Annotated in this window: 18 protein-coding genes; 5 read left to right on the top strand and 13 right to left on the bottom strand. The window is 66.3% G+C overall.

What is annotated here, in order from left to right:
* The 3 genes from V9K84_RS18930 to V9K84_RS18920 are packed head-to-tail and all read left to right on the top strand — an operon-like array spanning window position 1 to window position 1,837.
* Window positions 1-885 (top strand): type II secretion system F family protein, encoded by an 885-nt coding sequence (locus tag V9K84_RS18930; protein ID WP_088514178.1) that lies wholly within the window; start codon window positions 1-3, stop codon window positions 883-885.
* A 14-nt stretch (window positions 886-899) separates the two neighbouring features.
* Window positions 900-1,583 (top strand): tetratricopeptide repeat protein, encoded by a 684-nt coding sequence (locus tag V9K84_RS18925; RefSeq protein WP_043860936.1) that lies wholly within the window; start codon window positions 900-902, stop codon window positions 1,581-1,583.
* A complete protein-coding gene (locus V9K84_RS18920; protein ID WP_088514179.1) occupies window positions 1,580-1,837 on the top strand; it encodes a DUF3613 domain-containing protein in 258 nt (85 codons plus the stop codon). The genes V9K84_RS18925 and V9K84_RS18920 overlap by 4 nt, the downstream gene beginning before the upstream one ends.
* A gap of 40 nt (window positions 1,838-1,877) precedes the next feature.
* Here V9K84_RS18920 and V9K84_RS18915 read toward each other — a convergent pair whose 3' ends face one another.
* The 4 genes from V9K84_RS18915 to V9K84_RS18900 form a co-directional block, all read right to left on the bottom strand.
* Entirely contained in the window at window positions 1,878-2,006 is a 129-nt protein-coding gene (locus tag V9K84_RS18915; RefSeq protein ID WP_256582768.1) for a hypothetical protein, read from the bottom strand.
* 38 nt (window positions 2,007-2,044) lie between these two features.
* Window positions 2,045-3,211, bottom strand: coding sequence for a hypothetical protein (locus tag V9K84_RS18910; RefSeq protein WP_058540787.1), 1,167 nt, complete (start codon window positions 3,209-3,211; stop codon window positions 2,045-2,047).
* Between the two features lie 126 nt (window positions 3,212-3,337).
* Window positions 3,338-4,117 carry a response regulator transcription factor gene (locus V9K84_RS18905; protein ID WP_043860938.1) on the bottom strand — a complete coding sequence of 260 codons (780 nt, stop codon included), beginning with the start codon at window positions 4,115-4,117 and terminating at the stop codon, window positions 3,338-3,340.
* 134 nt (window positions 4,118-4,251) lie between these two features.
* On the bottom strand, window positions 4,252-4,722 hold the full coding sequence (locus V9K84_RS18900; RefSeq protein WP_043860939.1) for a prepilin peptidase: 471 nt from the start codon (window positions 4,720-4,722) through the stop codon (window positions 4,252-4,254).
* 75 nt (window positions 4,723-4,797) lie between these two features.
* On the opposite strand from V9K84_RS18900, the gene V9K84_RS18895 reads away from it, so the two are divergent.
* Both V9K84_RS18895 and V9K84_RS18890 read left to right on the top strand, forming a co-directional pair.
* A complete protein-coding gene (locus V9K84_RS18895; protein WP_043860940.1) occupies window positions 4,798-5,241 on the top strand; it encodes a TadE/TadG family type IV pilus assembly protein in 444 nt (147 codons plus the stop codon).
* Window positions 5,238-7,913 carry an ATP-binding protein gene (locus V9K84_RS18890; RefSeq protein ID WP_088514181.1) on the top strand — a complete coding sequence of 892 codons (2,676 nt, stop codon included), beginning with the start codon at window positions 5,238-5,240 and terminating at the stop codon, window positions 7,911-7,913. Before V9K84_RS18895 ends, V9K84_RS18890 begins: the two co-directional genes overlap by 4 nt.
* Here the strand turns inward: V9K84_RS18890 and V9K84_RS18885 are convergent.
* The 9 genes from V9K84_RS18885 to V9K84_RS18845 all read right to left on the bottom strand — a co-directional run bounded on the left by V9K84_RS18885 (window position 7,898) and on the right by V9K84_RS18845 (window position 16,117).
* A complete protein-coding gene (locus V9K84_RS18885; RefSeq protein ID WP_256582769.1) occupies window positions 7,898-9,847 on the bottom strand; it encodes a pilus assembly protein TadG-related protein in 1,950 nt (649 codons plus the stop codon). The genes V9K84_RS18890 and V9K84_RS18885 overlap by 16 nt on opposite strands.
* Before the next feature lie 105 nt (window positions 9,848-9,952).
* Window positions 9,953-10,522, bottom strand: a complete 570-nt coding sequence (locus V9K84_RS18880) for a DUF4136 domain-containing protein (protein WP_043860942.1) — start codon at window positions 10,520-10,522, stop codon at window positions 9,953-9,955.
* A 19-nt stretch (window positions 10,523-10,541) separates the two neighbouring features.
* The gene (locus tag V9K84_RS18875; RefSeq protein ID WP_043860943.1) at window positions 10,542-11,171 is read right to left on the bottom strand and encodes a DUF4136 domain-containing protein; all 630 of its coding nucleotides are present in this window, start codon (window positions 11,169-11,171) and stop codon (window positions 10,542-10,544) included.
* A gap of 30 nt (window positions 11,172-11,201) precedes the next feature.
* A complete protein-coding gene (locus V9K84_RS18870; protein WP_054916639.1) occupies window positions 11,202-11,951 on the bottom strand; it encodes a methyltransferase domain-containing protein in 750 nt (249 codons plus the stop codon).
* Window positions 11,948-12,253, bottom strand: a complete 306-nt coding sequence (locus V9K84_RS18865; RefSeq protein ID WP_043860945.1) for a MazG-like family protein — start codon at window positions 12,251-12,253, stop codon at window positions 11,948-11,950. The genes V9K84_RS18870 and V9K84_RS18865 overlap by 4 nt, the downstream gene beginning before the upstream one ends.
* Before the next feature lie 122 nt (window positions 12,254-12,375).
* Complete coding sequence (locus tag V9K84_RS18860; RefSeq protein ID WP_088514182.1) at window positions 12,376-12,966, bottom strand: LysE family translocator; 591 nt, start codon at window positions 12,964-12,966, stop codon at window positions 12,376-12,378.
* A 49-nt stretch (window positions 12,967-13,015) separates the two neighbouring features.
* On the bottom strand, window positions 13,016-13,849 hold the full coding sequence (locus V9K84_RS18855; protein WP_043860947.1) for an AraC family transcriptional regulator: 834 nt from the start codon (window positions 13,847-13,849) through the stop codon (window positions 13,016-13,018).
* A 40-nt stretch (window positions 13,850-13,889) separates the two neighbouring features.
* Complete coding sequence (locus V9K84_RS18850) at window positions 13,890-14,762, bottom strand: MaoC/PaaZ C-terminal domain-containing protein (RefSeq protein ID WP_088514183.1); 873 nt, start codon at window positions 14,760-14,762, stop codon at window positions 13,890-13,892.
* A 2-nt stretch (window positions 14,763-14,764) separates the two neighbouring features.
* On the bottom strand, window positions 14,765-16,117 hold the full coding sequence (locus V9K84_RS18845) for a 3-oxoacyl-ACP reductase (RefSeq protein WP_043860949.1): 1,353 nt from the start codon (window positions 16,115-16,117) through the stop codon (window positions 14,765-14,767).
* Between the last annotated feature and the right edge of the window lie 89 nt (window positions 16,118-16,206).

Below are 16,206 nucleotides of genomic sequence, written 5' to 3'. Positions count from 1 at the left end.
ATGGCCTTGTTGCTCAGTGCGGTGTTGTTGTTTGGCGCGTTCGCCCTGCTGCTGGGTCAGTGGCTGCGTCAGCGGCGCAGCCAGCGCCTGGTGGAGCAACGCCTGCAGGGGCGTGCGCCGGACGAGCCGGCACTGCGCGGCTGGTTGCAGCGCATGGGCGACAGCCGGCTGGGGCAGCGTTCGCTGAACCTGGACGGCGAGACCCGCCAGTTGCTCGACCGGGTGGGTTGGCGGCGTTCGCGCCAGCGCTCGCTGTTCGCGGCCTGCCAGGTGGGCTTGCCGCTATGCCTGATGGGGGCGGCGGTGCTGGTGCAGGAGGTGTTCTTTCGCGAGAGCCGTTCGCCCTGGTTGTTCCCGCTGATGGGGCTGGGGTTGGGCTACCTGCTGCCCAAGCGGTTGCTGGCGCTGCTGGCGGCACGCCGTCAGCGCCAGGTGGCGCAGGAGGTGTCGACCTTCATACCGCTGCTGCGCATCATGTTCGAGTCGGGCCTGGCGGTGGAGCAGAGCCTGCGCCTGCTGAGCCTGGAGGGGCTGCGCCTGCTGCCGGTGCTGAGCGAGGAGTTGCGGCTGTTGTTGGCACGGGTCGATTCGGGGCTGGCGCTGGCCCCGGAGCTGGAGAAGAGCGCGCAGTTGCTGGGGGTGGAGGCGTTCAGCGACACCTGCATCATCCTGCGCCAGTTGCTGACCCAGGGGGGCGGGGCGATGAAGTCGCTGCTGGCGCTCAAGCAACTGCTCGATGACCGGCGCCTGACCACCTTGCAGGAACGGATTTCGAAGATGTCGGGAAAGATGTCGGCAGTGATGATGCTGTTTCTGTTCCCGGCGTTGCTGATCGTACTCGCCGGCCCGGGCTTCACCGCCCTGGCCAGGGCATTCGGGGCTTGAGAGGAGTGGACGCAATGAAGGCATGCATCGCGGCGTTGGGGTTGTTGTTGCTCGGTGGTTGCGCCACGGATGGCTCGGCGCCGTGGCTGGCCATGCCGGGCTCGACGGCCAGTTGTGCCAAGCCCGATTCGAGCCAGGAGCTGTCGCTGAACATGGCCGACGAGATGCTTGCCGACGGGCGCCCGCATGCCAGCCTTGCGCACCTGGAGGCGCTGCCGGCCGATCTGGCCCAGGTGCGGGTGCGCAAGGCCAAGGTGCTGCGCCTGCTTGGACGCAGCGAGGCCGAGCCGCTGTACCGCAGCCTGCTTGGCGGGTGCCTGGCGGCCGAGGGTGAGCATGGGCTGGGGCAGATGGCGGCGGCCCGCGGCGACAACGCGCAGGCGCTGCAGCATCTGCAACGGGCCATGCAACTGGCCCCCACCGACGAGAAGATCCGCAACGACCTGGGGGTGGTGTACCTGAACCAGGGCAAGCTGGAGCAGGCGCGCTTCGAGTTTCTGACCGCAATCGAACTCAAGGACAGCGACCGTCTGGCGGCGGTCAACCTGGTGACCTTGCTGCTGTACCAGGACAAGTGGCAGCAGGCGGCCGACCTGGTGAGCCGGCTGGGCCTGAGTGCGGCGCAATTCAACGAAGCGCAGGCGCGCGCCCAACAACTCAAACCTGGCAGTGTGGCTGCCGTGCAGAGGTCGTCATGAACAGTCGGATACTGGTGATGCTGGTAGTGCTGCCGGGCCTGGCCCAGGCGATCGAGCCCGGGCCTTCGTCCAGGGCACAGTCGGCCACCGAGGCGTGGTTGCAGGTGCAGGCCAGCGGCGCGCAGGCCTCCAAGACCCCGCAGAGCGCCACGCCCAAGGAGCGCGACCAGAGCATGCAACGATGGCTGGATACCTACAAATACGTGATCCCGGATTTCTTCCGGTGGGAGAAGACCAGCAATAGCGACAAGTGAGTCATGCCCAAGAAAAAGCCCAGCGTCGGCTGGGCTTCATTCACGATTTTGGCTTGGCTGAGAAGTTTCTGAGCACCATGCTCTTGAGGGCTTCCCGGGTTTGCTCGGAGGAGCGCTTGCTGGGGCTCTCTTCCTTGTATCTGGTTTTTAGTACTTTTAGGGAGGTCATCTACGGCTCCTGAAAGTAATGATAATATACGCTGAGTGTCATGTTTCAGGTTCTATTTGCGCTAGGGATACTAGCATTTTCCCGAAATGATAGCAAATCGGCTCCAGAAGTTGAGCAAAGTTCATCGCGCTGTCTTCATCGCGGAAAATCCCCTTTTTGTTGCGGTATATATTCATTACGGCGATGGTTTCATAGACAGGGAGTTGTTCCGCATCCGCCTCGCGTCGAACCTGAATGGGAATGGAGAGTATCGACTGGGCTTCTTCTATATCGTTGTAATACTCCAGTACATCATGTTTGAAGCGATTGCAGAACTCGCGGTTCTTGTATGCAAGATTGTCCAGAAACAGAGATATTTCGCTTTGGGTATGGTGCAGGTATTGCGCCATACCGAAACTGGCGCACATGGGGGCGCCGGGGATGATGGGTTGCGTTGTGACACCGGCATAACCCTGTTCGACATAAGGGAAGCAAATCGGCTCTTTTATGAAGTCGTCCCGCTCGCCGAACTCGACTTTGGTAGACACCGTGAAAGTCGTATCTTCAAGCACCAGGATGCCACTGCACTTTGCAAGTTTGCCAAGTGTTGAGTTGTTGTACAGAAATAGCTTGCTGGAATCGATGATGCGGGCAATGTTGTCCATGCTGCCGTCGGCAAGCGTTACCGTATCGAGAAAACCCGATGGCACCAGGGTCATGATGTTGGCTCGATAGACCGACGACTTGCCTTCATTGCCATCCCAGTCCTTGGCCAGCGACAACACACCGTGCAGGCACTCGCGCATCAGCTTGTGGACCACGTCGGGTTTGGGCGCCTCGCTGTTGAGCTCCGCTTTGATTTCCAGACGCCGGGCGCCGAGGATACGCATGTAGGCAGAGTAGTTTCCGAGAAACGACTTTGACGGAGTGCTTTTTATGTAACTGTGCAGTTGGCTGCGCGCCGAGTTGTTTTCCCGGTTGACGGCTATTTCCCGTAGCAACAGGAACAGGCCGAGGTAGAGCAACAGCCTGAATGCCGTGGACGCTTCATTCAGCGGCGCCCCCTCGCAGGTGGGTAACAGCCCAAGGCACAGGTTGTTGAACTGTCCTGTTATTGCCGAGCTGTAAAGGGAGATGTAAGCACCCACCAGAACGGTAGCGAAAATGGCAATAGAGCCGAAGAACGCACCGCTGGGGGCAAACAGCCCTTTGAGAAATGAAGTCATGCTTGAGCAGGCCACACATCGACGAGAAGTGGCCCGGATTCTTGCATAGCCCAAGGGGGCTGGCATATCCAATTTGTTTCAGGTTTCACCGCTGCCTTCGAAGGCTCGAAGGCAGCGGCGACCTGTTCAATGCGCCGTGATGCGCTGACGCAGCGCCGAGGGGTTGGGCGCCAGCGCCAGGGCCAGCTGGGTGCGGTTGTGCATGTGGGTCAGGCGCAGCACCTGCGACACATACAGCTTCACCGTGTTCTCGGTAATGCCCAGCTCGCAGGCGATCTGATAGTTGGTCTGGCCCTTGCCCACCAGCCGCGCGACGTCCAGCTGGCGCGGTGACAGCTGGTCGAAGATCGCCGGCATGCTCTCGGCTGCCGTTGCATCCTCGCCACCCAGGCCCGTGCCCACCACCTGCTCGCGGGCCTTGCCCAGGTCCTGGTAGAGGTCGTCGATGGACTCGGCCAGGTACTGCAGCTTCTGGTTGAGGTGGCCCAGGTGCTGGAAGTTCTTCTGACGCTCCAGCAACGCGGTCTCCTGGCGCTTGAGCCCCTCGAGCAATTCGGGGAGGTCCACCGGCTTCTGGTAGTAGTCGGCGAACCCTTCGCGCAGCGCCTTGATCACATCCTGCTTCTCGGCCCGCCCGGTGAGCATGATCGCCTCGAAGATCCGCTGCTTGCCGGCAATGGCCTTGAGCGCTTTGACCAGCTCGATGCCGTCACGCTCGGGCATGTGCAGGTCGCACAGCACCAGGCCGATTGCCGGGTCTTCGGTAAACCGCTCGATGGCCTGCTGGCTGCTGTGGCACGGTACGCACCGGTACCCGCTGCCCTCGATGAATTCACACAGCTCTTCGACGATCAACGGCTGGTCGTCGACGATCAACACCTTGAATGGACTCACTGGCTTGTTCACACGCAACTCCCTGCTGACGTGCCCTTCCTGGTACGGCCATGACGCTTGTGGTATCGAGGGGCAGTGACTAGAAAAATAGACGCAGTTGGCGACTATGTACAACGTATGTACAGCAGGTTAGACGGGTTGTTCGATCAATGGATCCATACCGCAGCCAATAAAAAACCGGCCAGCACGAAGGGGGCGAAGGGCTGTTTTTTTGACGCTTCTTCGATCACCTGCCTGAAGCGTTGCTTAACCTTCTGACTCAGAAGGGACCACAGCCAGCGGCGGCTGAGCAACCAGATCACCACCGCCACCCCGGCACCGATGAAGGTGCCCAGCAGGTACATCCGATCAGTGGCAAGCGCCAACGCACCCAGCAGTTTCACATCGGCGGCGCCCAGGCGCCCGAGCATGTAGCCGGGCAGGGTCAGCAGCATCACGATCAGCAGCGCCCAGCCGCCTTCGCTGGCATCGGCGCCGATCCAGGTGTGCCCGGTGATGAAGAGATAGGCCAGGGCGCAGGCTGCGGCGCCAAGGGTCAAGGTGTTGTTGATCTGCCTTTCTCGGGCATCCTGTTCGGCACACAATGCGAGCCACAGCAGCAGGACGATGCTTTGCATAGGCGAAATGCCATCCCTTGGTCGTGATTGATTCTATGCTTGATTGCGGGTGTCATTGTCAGGGTAGACGCGATCATGAAAGCAGGCCTTGCAAGACGGCAAAAAGGTGCGGCGGCGATCGAATTCGCCGCCGTGTTCGTGGTGTTCTTCGCGGTGTTCTACGGGGTGGTCAGCTACGCCCTGCCACTGCTGATGCTGCAGTCGTTCCACCAGGCCAGCAGCGAGGCGGTGCGTCGCTGCATGGCGCTGGACCCGACCAGCGCCACCTACCGCACCGATGTGCCGGCACTGGCCCGCGAGGTACTGGCCCAGCAGCTGGCGTGGATGCCGGGAACGCTGAAGTTCCAGCCCGGCACCGACGCGGTCGTGACCCTGAGCAACACCAACCTGCTGACCGTGCGCATCAACTACGCCAAGGCCCGGCTCACGACGGTGCTGCCGGTGCTCGACCTGCCGGTGGTGGGCGAGGTGCCACGCCTGCCGGCAACCCTTGGCGCCACCGCGAGCCTTCAGCTTTGAGCGGTGGCCACGGCCTGTTCGATCGCTGGCGCGGGCGCCCGGCCGCCGCGGTGGCCGCACCGCAGGCCCCGGTACCGGCGGCGGTGGGCCTGCAGCTGTGGCTCGATGACAAGGGCCGCGTGCTGCGTCTGGGCGGCCCGCTGCGCAGTGCCCTGGCGCTGCCCGCGCAGACTGCTGCGCGGGTGCAGGACTACGTGCAGGCGCACAGCCTGCTGGTGCTCGAAGGCGACCCCGCCGACTGGCAGGCACAACCGCTGGACCTGGACTTCAGAACCGCCAATGGCAGCACCCTGCACACCCGCGGCTGGTTGCTGGCCCAGGGCGAGGACTGGCTGTTGCAGTTGTTCGATGTGGGCGATCTGCTGCAGCAGCACCAGCAGGGCCAGGATGCCCGGCGCCAGCAGCAACTGGCCCGCCAGGTGGGCGCAGCACTGCGCGATTGCAGCCTGGAGCGCCTGCCCCAGGTGGCCGCCGAGCAGTTGCAGCGCCTGGCCTGGCACTGGCGCATGGGCTGGGCGGCGCTGCTGCTGCGCACCCCCGGCGGCTGGCACACCTTCGCGCGGGACGCATCGAGCGTGCCCTGGGCCGACGATGCACGCCTGAGCGCGGTACTCGACCGCCTGCCGTCGGGGCGCGTGCTGTGCAGCGCCGAGTTTCCGGCCTTGCAGGTGCTCTGCCCGACTCACCCGCTGTATGTGGTGGGCCATGCGCAGCAGCATCAGGCCCAGGCCTGGCTGCTGTGCGCGGACGAGGGCGGGCAGGCCCGGCCCGAGGCGGCCCCCCTGCTGCTCGATGCCATGGCCGAGCCGCTGCTGGCGCGCCTGGCCGGCGACCGGCTGCAGGCCAGCCAGCAGCGCCTGAACAATGTACAGGGGTTGCTCGGTGCGGGCTGGTGGGAGTGGTCGCTGCACGAGCCCTACCTGCACCTGGCACCGGGGCTGGCGGCCAGTTTCGGCGTGAGTGCGCAACTGGCGCTGCCGGCCTGGTGGGCGCTGCTGCACCCGGCCGACCGGGAGGCGGCGCAACTGGCGTTCGAGGCGCTGCAGCGCGAGGGCTGCAGCCTGCAACTGTGCGTGCGCCTGCAGGCCGCGTCGCTGCGCTGGTACCGCATCTGTGGCGATGTGCACGGGCAGGGGCAGCAGCGACGTCTGCAGGGTTTCATGCTCGACATCAGCGATATCAAGGCCCAGGAGCAGCAGGCCAGGGCCGCGCACGCACGGCTGGACAACCTGATCGCCAGCTCGCCGGCAGTGATCTATATCCAGCGCTATGACGCCGGCGCGCTGCAGGCCGAATTCTTCAGTGCCAGCCTGCAGCCGCTGCTTGGCTGGACGCCCGCTGCCGACCTGCAACCGGCGCACTGGGTACACCCCGACGACCAGGCGCTGTGGCTGCAACGTACCCGCGACCTGCTGCGCGAGGGCCAGGTGCGCAGCCGCTACCGCCTGCGCGATGCGCAGGGCATCTACCACTGGGTGCTGGATGAAGCGCGCCTGCTGCGTGACGACCTGGGCCTGCCGGTGGAGGCCGTGGGTATCTGGCTCGACGTGACCGAGGCGACCCTGGCCGCCGAGCGGGTGCGCGAGAGCGAGGAACGTTACCGGGTGCTGGTGGAGGACTCGCCGGCGATGATCTGCCGCTACCGGCCCGACCTGACTGTGTTGTTCGGCAACCGCCCGCTAGCCGACTACCTGGAGTGCCGACCTGACCAGTTGCCCGGGAGCGACCTGGGGCAGTGGATGTCGCCGGCCCAGCGCGAGGCGTTCGTGCAGCGCCTGGCCGGCCTGACCCCGCAGCAGCCGGTGAGCAGTGCCGAAATCTGCCTGGAGCTGCCGGGGCGCGAACATGCCTGGTGGGTGTGGTCCGACCGCGGCCTGTTCGATGAACAGGGCCGTCTGCTGGAGGTACAGGCGGTGGGGCGCGACAACACCGCGCTGCGGCGCAGCCAGCAGCAGCTGTTGCAGAGCGCGAAGATGGCCACCCTGGGCGAAATGGCCACCGGCCTGGCCCACGAGATCAATCAGCCGTTGAACGTGATGCGCATGGCGGTGGTCAACGCGCTCAAGCGCCTGGAGAACGGCGACGTGCAGGTTGAATACCTGCAGGACAAGCTCAGGCGCATCGATGCGCAGGTGCTGCGGGCCTCGAAGGTGGTAGACCACATGCGCGTGTTCGGGCGGCGTTCGGAGGTCGAACAGCAACTGTTCGAGCCCTGGCAAGCGGTTGAGGGTGCCGTGTCGTTGCTGGCCGACGGCCTGGCCGGCAAGGGCGTGGCGCTGAACCTGGGCCCGGCGCTGAGCGGCTGCCATGTGCGCGGCCATGCCGATCAGCTGGAGCAGGTGCTGATCAACCTGGTGGTGAATGCCCGCGACGCCTTGCTGGGCCGGCGTGAGGCCGACCCGCAGTTGCGCCCCTGGATCGCGGTGGAGGCCGAGCCGGTGGCGGGTGGGGTGCGCCTGCAGGTGCGCGACAATGCCGGCGGCATCGACCCGCGCCTGCTGGAGCGGATCTTCGAGCCGTTCTTCACCACCAAGCCCAGCGGCGTGGGGACCGGGCTGGGCCTGTCGGTGAGTGGCGGGATCATCGAGGGCATGGGTGGGTTGCTCAGCGCACACAATGGCGCCGAGGGTGCGTGTTTCGTGATCGAGCTGCCGGTTCAGAGCATCAGCTGAGCGCGGTTGCCGTCACAGGTAAGGTTGGCACCGACCTCGACGTTCACCAGGTCCAGCCCCAGTGCCTTGAGCAGTGCGTTGACCAGCGGGTCGACCAACTTGCCGAGCAGGTTCCTGATCACTGGCTGCAGCAGCGCCTTGACGTCATCGAGCAGGTTGCCGGCCACCAACAGCACGTTGCCGAGCAGGTTGCCGTTGAGCGGGCGGTACACCTGCAGCTCGATGCCATTGATGGTGTTGTTCAGGCTCTGCACGATATCGCTGGCCGAGGTGGCCATGTAGGCCGGTGGCAGGTCGATGTCCGGTGGCGCGCTGGCGTTGCGAAACAGCAGGTCGGTGGCAGGCCCGGTGGAGTTGCTGCCCAGCAGCGGCGCATTGACCTTGAGCCCTACGCCACCGCCAGCGAAGGCGGTGCGCGCGCCGCAGGTGGACGGCAGTATCAGGAAGCGCGTGCAGTATTTGCTGCCGATGTCGATCAGCGGCAGCGGCGAGATGGCGGTGTTGCCCGTGCTGAAAAAGGCCTGGGGATCGCTGAACATGCCCACCGAAACGTTGAGCGCCGAACTGCGGGTGCTGGCGGTCAGGGTCTTGTCCGGCTTGCAGCTGTAGCGGGTGACCTGGCTGCTGGCGCTGGCGACTTCCAGGCCGATGTCCAGGTGCACCACCCCAGGCAGCAACAGGACGTCGCTGACCTTGCACGGGATCGCCAGCAGGCAGAACACCGACTCCAGCGTGGCCACCAGATTGAGGCTGAGCAGGTTGCTGACCACGTTGGTCAGCGGTTCGGCCAGGTCGAGCACGGCGTTGAGCAGGCCGGTGATGCTGTTGAGCAGCGGCAGCTCCAGGCTGACCAGCGCACGGACCTGAGCGGTGTGCACCTTGATGGTGTCGTACTGCGGGTTGCCCACGGCGGAGATCTGTTCGGGTTCTATGACCTTGAGGCGCAGGTTGGCCTTGACCAGCGGCGGGATGTTGAGCGGCACCTCGGCGGTGGCCGCAGTGTTCTTGTTGGCCAGCATCACCGAGGCCTTGAGCAGTTGCAGCAGTTGCATCTGGGCATCCAGGCCGGACTGGACCGCGCCGTTCTGGATGTCGAGGATATCGCCCAGCTTGACCAGCGGGTTGTTGCCGGCACCGAGTACCAGCTTGCCGAGGTCGGTCACCACCTGGGCCGCCGCGCCGCCGCGCCGGGCGAGATCGACGGCGACATCGAGCAGGTCGGTCAGGTGCAGCTGTTTGCCCAGCAGTTCATCGTAATTACCCACCTGCACCCCGGCCTTGATGGCCAGGGCATCGAGAAAGCTCAGCAGGTCGACGTTGACGTCGGCGATGCCCTGCCAGCCCAGTACGTCGAGGTTGACGTTGCCGCCAAGGGCCTTGAACAGGGCGTTGAGCACATCGGACTTGCGTGTGTCGATGGTCAGCAGGGTGCTCTTGAGACGCAGCATCGCCTGTGGCGGCTTGGGCAGCGAGGCCACCGCACTGGCGTGCAGGGTGGTGGTGGCCGGCACGGCGACGCCGCTCAGCAGGGCCTGTACACCGGCGGCAATGCTGGTGGCCACGGTGCTGCTGGCACTGACCCGGATCGCTTCGCTCTTGCTCGGGTTGACGGTATAGGTGCGCCGGCTGCCGGCACCGGTCTGCAAGGTGCCGCAGGTGGTGGCCAGGGTATGCTTGGCGCCGGGCGCGAAGCCGTTGCGTGCGGCGCTGGCCTGGGCCACGGTCGCCGCCTGCGGGCCGCTGCCGGTGCACACCGCACTTTGCCCAGCCGCTTCGAGGGCGGCCATGTCGACCACCCGCTGCAGCGAACGCTGTTCCAGATAGAGCCGCCCGCTATCGATCACCAACAGGGCGAACACCAGCGCCAGGGCCAGTGTCAGGGCGGCCATCAGGCCGATCGCGCCACGCTGCCGGGTTGGGAATCGGGTAGCCACGAGCACTCCTTTGCCGGCACCAGGCCGTGCGCGAACGCATGCGTCAAAGAAGTGTAGTCAAGATAATGGCCAGTCGCCTTGAGGTGGCGACCGGCCATCGCCGGCTCAGTGGGGCGGGTAGTTGGCCAGTACCTTGGCCACGGTATTCTGGATCGCGGTGTTGCGCTCGGTGGGGCCGGGCGGGTAGTTGTTCATGATCTGCTCGGCGCTGCCGCGCCATACCAGCTTGCCGTCGCGGCTGTCGAACAGGTCGACCTGGATGGTGGCGACCTTGTAGTCGACGCTGCGGGTCTCGTTGTAGGCCGGGCCGCCCCAGTAGCCACCCCAGTAACCGCCCCAGGCACCGCCGTAGTTGGTGGTGATCTGCTGCTGGCGGTTTTCGACGATCAGGTAGGTCTGCACCTTGAGGTCACCCCTGGCGTTGCCCTGGGCCGGGCGCAGGCCACGCTGGTCGAGCTGTTCGCTGACGGCCTGGCGGATGCGCTGCTCGGTGAGGTCGCTCTTGATTCGCGGGTCGTCCGGGCGATATTGCAGGGCCGGCTCCTGCCAGCTCCAGCTGCGGTAGGCCGCAAAGTCGCGGCTGGCATCGAAGTCCTGGGTGACGTTGTTGCTCTGGCAGGCGCCGAGCAGCGCCAGCAGGGCCAACAGGGGGAGTAGAGCGAGACGGCGCAGCATGATGATTCTCCGGTTGCCTTCAGCTTGGGGGGTAGCCATCCAGGGCCTTGTGCACGGCATCGCGCAGGGCGCGGGCGCGCTCGCTCGGTGAGCCCTGGCTGGTGGTTTCTGCGCTGGCGCTCCAGACCGGCTGGCCGCTGCCGGCATCGAACAGGTCCAGGCGCACCACCATCACGTCGACCTGGTAGGTGCGTATGATCGGCACGCTGCCATACACACCATAGCCGTTGCGATAGCCACCGTAGCGGTTGTAGCCGATGCCCCCGTAGCCGTAGTCGTCATAGGGGTAGTAATCGTCGCGTACCTGGCGCAGGCGCCGTTCCATGCGCAGGTCGGCACTGACCAGCAGGTCGCTGCGGGTGTTGCGCGCAGGACGCAGGCCGCGCTGGTCGAGGGCGGCGCTGACTGCGTCGGCAAGCTCGGCCGGGTCGCTGGAGGCGCTGCCGGCCGGGAGCTGGCCGTTGCGCCATGACCAGCTGCGGTAACGGCCATAGTCACGGGCTGGTGCCGGGTAGGCGCTGGCGTCGAAGGTGGTGGCCGCCTGGGGCGGGGCCGGCGGCAGCGGTCGGGAGCTGGCCACATACGGGTTGCTGCCCTGGCAGGCGGCCAGGGCCAGGCACAGCAGGCCCAGGATCAAACGGTACGGCATGGCAGTCTCCCGGCAGACACGGCTCGGTACTCAGCGTGGGTGGCACATCCAGTGCAGGTAGCGGCCCAGGCCGGCAAAGGCCGGGTGGCGGCGGTGCGCCAGTTCCATTTCGAGCAGGTCGAGCAGTTCTGCCTTGGCCTGGAACTCGACGGGCATGTAGTCGTGGAACACCCGTACACCGCTCTCGCTGTGTATATCCCACAGACCTTCAAGGTGCGCCCGGAGTTCGCGCGGATCAAGTGGTTTTTGCGGGGTCAGGCTCTGCTTTTCACCGGCCAGGCTGGCCCCGCGCAGTTTGCGGAAATGGCCCTTGAGCAGGTTGCGATACACCAGTGCGTCGCGGTTGTAGAAGGCCAGCGACAGCAGGCCGTCGGCGCGGGTGAGCTGGTGCAGCACCGGCAGGATGGTCTCGGGTTCGGCCAGCCATTCGAGCACGGCGTGGCACAGCACCAGGTCGTAGGGTTCGGTGAGCTGGCCGAGCAGTTCCTGCCAGGGCGCCTGGATGAAGGTGGCCGGCTGGCCGGCGGCGGCGAAGCGTTCGCGGGCGCCCTCGAGCATCGGCGCGGCGGGTTCGGCCAGGGTCACCTGGTGGCCACGCTCGGCCAGCCACAGGGCCATGTGGCCCAGGCCCGCGCCGATGTCGAGCACGCGCAGGGGGCGGTCGGGCAGGGCTTCGGCGAGGTCGGCCTGGAGCACCGCGAGGCGGATGGCGCCCTTGGCGCCGCCGTAGATCTTTTCGGCGAAGCGGGTCGCCAGGGCGTCGAAGTGGCGGTCTTTCATCGGGCGAAGCGCCGTTCGCTGTCGGCCAGCTTGCTGCGCACCACCTGGTCCATGTCCAGGCCCAGTTCACTGCACAGCAGCAACAGGTAGAGCACCACGTCGCCGACTTCCTGGCCGGCGTGTTCGAGCTGCTCGGGGGACAGCTGGCGCGACTGGTCCTCGCTGAGCCACTGGAAGATCTCCACCAGCTCGGCCATTTCCACGCTGGCGGCCATGGCCAGGTTCTTGGGGCTGTGGAAGCCGCGCCAGTCGTTATTGTCGCGGATGGTGTGCAGGCGGGTGGTGAGTTCTTGCAGGTTCATGGGTGGGGGCTCTCCTCGTGCGGCGTAGCTTAGCGCGGGTCGGCGGGTTTTTCAGGGGATTGTGCTGGCCTGTTCGCCGGCAACGCCGGCTCCTGCAAGCCCTGTGTCAGGTGCATGGGGCCTCACTGCCAGAGGCTGGCCCAGGCCGACACCAGCAACAGCAGCGCCAGCCCCTGGTTGACCCGGCGCAGCACCACCGGCGAACCGCTCAGGCGCCGCGCCCCGCTGCCTAGCAAGGCCCAGCCACCCAGGCACGGCAGCGCGATCACGAAGAACACCAGGCTCAGGTGCGTCACCTGCAGCAGGCGGTCGCTGGCTGCGGCATCGATGAACACGCTGGCCACCGCCAGCGCCATCATCCACGTCTTGGGGTTGATCACCTGCAACGCCGCCGCGCCCCACAGGCCGAGCCTTGCCGACGTCGCGCCCGATTGCTGCACCTGCACTGGGCTGCGAAAGATCTTCCAGGCCAGCCAGGTCAGCCAGGCCACGCCCAGCCCGTTGAGCAGCGGCTGTACCGCCGGGGCCCGGAACAGCACCTCGCCCATACCGCTGCCCACCAGCCAGACGATCAGCGCGGCCCCTGCACCGGCCCCCAGGATGATTGGCAATGCAGCGCGCAGGCCATGGCTGGCGCTGTTGCTCAGTACCAGGAAATTGGTCGGCCCGGGGGTGATGGACGCAACGAAGGCAAACAGCATGAAGGCCAGCATGGGCAGGCTCCTTGGTAGAGGGGCTTGCATGCTCGCGTGTTGGCGCGCGTCAGTCTGGAAGCTTTGTGCAGCGCCTGCGGTACTGTGCAGGGGTCATGCCATAGGCGCGCAGGAACCAGCGCCCCAGGTGGCTCTGGTCGGCAAAGCCCAGCGCTGGCGCCACCTGTGCCGGGCTCGACCCTGCCGCCAGCAGCCGGCGTGCATGGGCCAGGCGCAGTTGCACCAGGTAGGCGTGGGGCGCCAGGCCGAACGCGGCCTTGAAGGCGCGGCTCAGGCGAAAGCGGTCGATGTTGCAAGCTGCGGCCAGTTGCTCGAGGCCGATGTCGTGGTGCAGGTGTGCATGCAGGTAGTCGCGCGCCCTTTGTGCCACCAGCGGCAGGCGCGGGTCGGGGTCGAGCCGGCGGCGCCATTGCAGATGCCCGCTCAGGTGCTCCAGCAACTGGTCCAGTGCCGCCTGGCGCACCATGCGCAGCTCCGGTTCGTGCAGCGACTGGAAGGCGCAAGCGGTGGCCGCTGCCAGGCGCGGGTCGCTGGCCAGGGTGTGGGCAAAACCGGGTTGGCTGGCGGGCGGGGCATGCTCGGTAAAGCCGCGCAGCTCGCGCTCCAGCCATTGCGGGTCGAGGTAGAGCATGCGGTAGGTGAAGCCCTCGGGGCTGGGCGCATCGCCGTCGTGCAACTCGCCGGGTTCGAGCAGAAACACCTTGCCCGGTGTGCTCTGGTGGCGGGCGCGGCGACAGGTGAACTGCTGGACGCCCTGTTCGGTCACGCCCACCAGGTAGCTGTCGTGCCAGTGCGGATCATAGGCATGCCCGCGAAAATGCGCGCGCAAGGTCTCGATGCCGGTATCGGGCTCCTGGCGCAGGTCTATCCAGTTGCTGTTCATCGTGTGCTACCGGCAAAGAAAACCGTTATCGCCCGGTCCGTCAGGCAGGTCTAGAAGATTCGTGCAGCGTGTGCCAACTGCCGGTCATGTGCACCAGGTCGCCGTGGCCTACCAGGCGGAACTGGCCGTCGGGTGCGACTGCGCTGCCCTCCAGCACCACTTCGCTGGGCAGGCGCACGGGCTTGTGAAAGGCCACATCCACCTCGTAGCCGCTGAGCGGCAGGTGCCCGCGCAGCGCGGCCAGCGCCATGGCCTTGCTCCACATGCCATGGGCGATGGCCTGGGGAAACCCGAACAGGCGAGCGCTGAGCGCACTCAGGTGGATGGGGTTGTAGTCGCCGCAGACCTTGGCGTAGCGCCGGCCGATGTCGCTGTCGGCATACCAGCGGGTCAGCTCGCCCAGAGGCAGCGGTTCAGGGGTGTCGACGGCGGGTGGCTCGCCTTCGAGCTTGACGCCGCGACACAGCATGCGACTGCGCTCGTGCCAGAGCAGCCCCAGGCTGTCTTCGGCTTCGGTCATCAGGTCGAAGGTCGCGCCCTTGGCGTGGGGCTGCAGGTTGTCGACGAACACGCTGAAGCGCAGCGTGCCGATGCCACCCAGCGGGCGCACCACGCGGATGCGGTTGTTCAGGTGCACCAGGCCCAGCAGCGGGAACGGGAAGTCGTCGGCGGTCAGCAGTTGCAATTGCAGGGCGAACGCCATCACATGGGGGAAGGTCGGCGGCAGGTGGCTGTCGTCGCCGAAGTGGCAGAGCTTGCGGTAGGCCTGCAGGCGCTGTGGATTCACGCCGATGGCGCAGTGCAGGCCGCTGGCGGGCAGGCTGTCGCCGGTGATGCTGCGCTTGCGCGCAGCCTTCAGGTACAGCCCGCTCAGCCCTTGCGTGCGGTGCAGATCGTGCCAGTGTCGGTCCATGCTCATGCCCCCATCACGGCCTGGCCGCATACGCGCAGCACCTGGCCGTTGACCGCGCCACTGCCGGGCTGTCCCAGCCAGGCCACGGCTTCGGCAACGTCCTGCGGCAGGCCGCCCTGGCCCAGGGAACTCATGCGTCGCCCGGCTTCGCGCAGGGCGAAGGGGATGGCCGCCGTCATGCGTGTTTCGATGAAGCCGGGGGCCACGGCATTGATGCTGGCACCCCGCTTGGCCAGCAGCGGCGCCCAGGCCTGGGCCAGGCCGATCAGGCCGGCCTTGCTGGCGGCATAGTTGGCTTGCCCGCGGTTGCCGGCGATACCGCTGATCGAGGCCAGCAGCACGATGCGTGCGTTGTCGTGCAGCGCGCCGCCGTCGAGCAGCGCCTGGGTCAGCACCTGGGGGGCCTTGAGGTTGACCGCGAGCACGGCGTCCCAGTACTCGGGGGTCATGTTGGCCAGGGTCTTGTCGCGGGTGATGCCGGCGTTGTGCACGACGATGTCGATGCCCTCGGGGAGCGCTTCGAGCAGGTGCGCCGATGCATCGCTGGCGCAGATGTCCAGCGCCACGCTGCGCCCACCCAGGCGCGCGGCCAGGGCGTCGAGGTCGGCCTTGGCCTGGGGCACGTCGAGCAGCACCACCTCGGCGCCGTCACGGGCCAGGGTTTCGGCGATGGCGGCGCCGATGCCGCGGGCCGCACCGGTGACCAGCGCCTTGCGCCCGGCCAGCGGGCGCGACCAGTCCTGTACCTGGGTGGCGCAGGCGGTCAGGCGCAGCACCTGGCCGCTGATGAAGGCGCTCTTGGGCGAGAGGAAGAAGCGCAGCGCGCCTTCGAGCTGGTCCTGCGCGGCCTGGTCCACATACAGCAGTTGCAGGGTGGCGCCGTTGCGCAGTTCCTTGGCCAGCGAACGGCTGAAACCTTCCAGGGCCCGCTGCGCCACGCTGGCCAGCGGGTCGTCCAGCGATTCGGGCGCGCGCCCCAGGATCACGATGTGCGCACTGGCAGCCAGGCTGCGCAGCAGCGGCTGGAAGAACTCGCGCAGTTGCTTGAGCTGGTCGCTGTCGGTCAGGTGGCTGGCGTCGAACACCACGGCCTTGAGCTTGGGCCCCAGGCCCGCGACCCAGGCCGGCAGTTCGAGGCTTTCATCGGCATAGCTGTAGACCTCGTCGGTCAGGCGCCTGGCAAAGGCGGCCACGTTCGTCACCAGCGGCCCGCCGCCGAGCAGCAGGGCGCCTTCGACCGGGCGCAGCCTGCCGGCTTCCCAGCGCTCCAGGCGGGCGGGGGTGGGCAGGCCGACGGCACCGGCCACGCGCCGACCGAATGAAGAGTTGGCGAAGTCGATATAGCGGTCGCTCATGTGAACGTCTCCCGGAAATTAAGCACCAAAGTGTGGACCATGTTTCGCCTTCGGTCGTTCGACTGGCGAAAAAACACCTACGCTATAGC

Origin of the sequence: Pseudomonas sp. AE27 (genome assembly GCF_037113495.1) — a bacterium.
GTDB lineage: Bacteria > Pseudomonadota > Gammaproteobacteria > Pseudomonadales > Pseudomonadaceae > Aquipseudomonas > Aquipseudomonas palmensis.
The sequence above is the reverse complement of the archived record's forward strand: the minus strand, read 5'-3'. Positions and strand labels throughout refer to the sequence as shown.

Coding starts and splice junctions, on each gene's coding strand:
- V9K84_RS18900 (WP_043860939.1), bottom strand. CDS start 4,722: ATGCAAAGCATCGTCCTGCTGCTGTGGCTCGCATTGTGTGCCGAACAG.
- V9K84_RS18870 (WP_054916639.1), bottom strand. CDS start 11,951: ATGAAAGACCGCCACTTCGACGCCCTGGCGACCCGCTTCGCCGAAAAG.
- V9K84_RS18845 (WP_043860949.1), bottom strand. CDS start 16,117: ATGAGCGACCGCTATATCGACTTCGCCAACTCTTCATTCGGTCGGCGC.
- V9K84_RS18915 (WP_256582768.1), bottom strand. CDS start 2,006: ATGACCTCCCTAAAAGTACTAAAAACCAGATACAAGGAAGAGAGCCCC.
- V9K84_RS18865 (WP_043860945.1), bottom strand. CDS start 12,253: ATGAACCTGCAAGAACTCACCACCCGCCTGCACACCATCCGCGACAAT.
- V9K84_RS18925 (WP_043860936.1), top strand. CDS start 900: ATGAAGGCATGCATCGCGGCGTTGGGGTTGTTGTTGCTCGGTGGTTGC.
- V9K84_RS18875 (WP_043860943.1), bottom strand. CDS start 11,171: ATGCCGTACCGTTTGATCCTGGGCCTGCTGTGCCTGGCCCTGGCCGCC.
- V9K84_RS18860 (WP_088514182.1), bottom strand. CDS start 12,966: ATGCTGGCCTTCATGCTGTTTGCCTTCGTTGCGTCCATCACCCCCGGG.
- V9K84_RS18880 (WP_043860942.1), bottom strand. CDS start 10,522: ATGCTGCGCCGTCTCGCTCTACTCCCCCTGTTGGCCCTGCTGGCGCTG.
- V9K84_RS18855 (WP_043860947.1), bottom strand. CDS start 13,849: ATGAACAGCAACTGGATAGACCTGCGCCAGGAGCCCGATACCGGCATC.
- V9K84_RS18850 (WP_088514183.1), bottom strand. CDS start 14,762: ATGGACCGACACTGGCACGATCTGCACCGCACGCAAGGGCTGAGCGGG.
- V9K84_RS18920 (WP_088514179.1), top strand. CDS start 1,580: ATGAACAGTCGGATACTGGTGATGCTGGTAGTGCTGCCGGGCCTGGCC.
- V9K84_RS18910 (WP_058540787.1), bottom strand. CDS start 3,211: ATGACTTCATTTCTCAAAGGGCTGTTTGCCCCCAGCGGTGCGTTCTTC.
- V9K84_RS18895 (WP_043860940.1), top strand. CDS start 4,798: ATGAAAGCAGGCCTTGCAAGACGGCAAAAAGGTGCGGCGGCGATCGAA.
- V9K84_RS18930 (WP_088514178.1), top strand. CDS start 1: ATGGCCTTGTTGCTCAGTGCGGTGTTGTTGTTTGGCGCGTTCGCCCTG.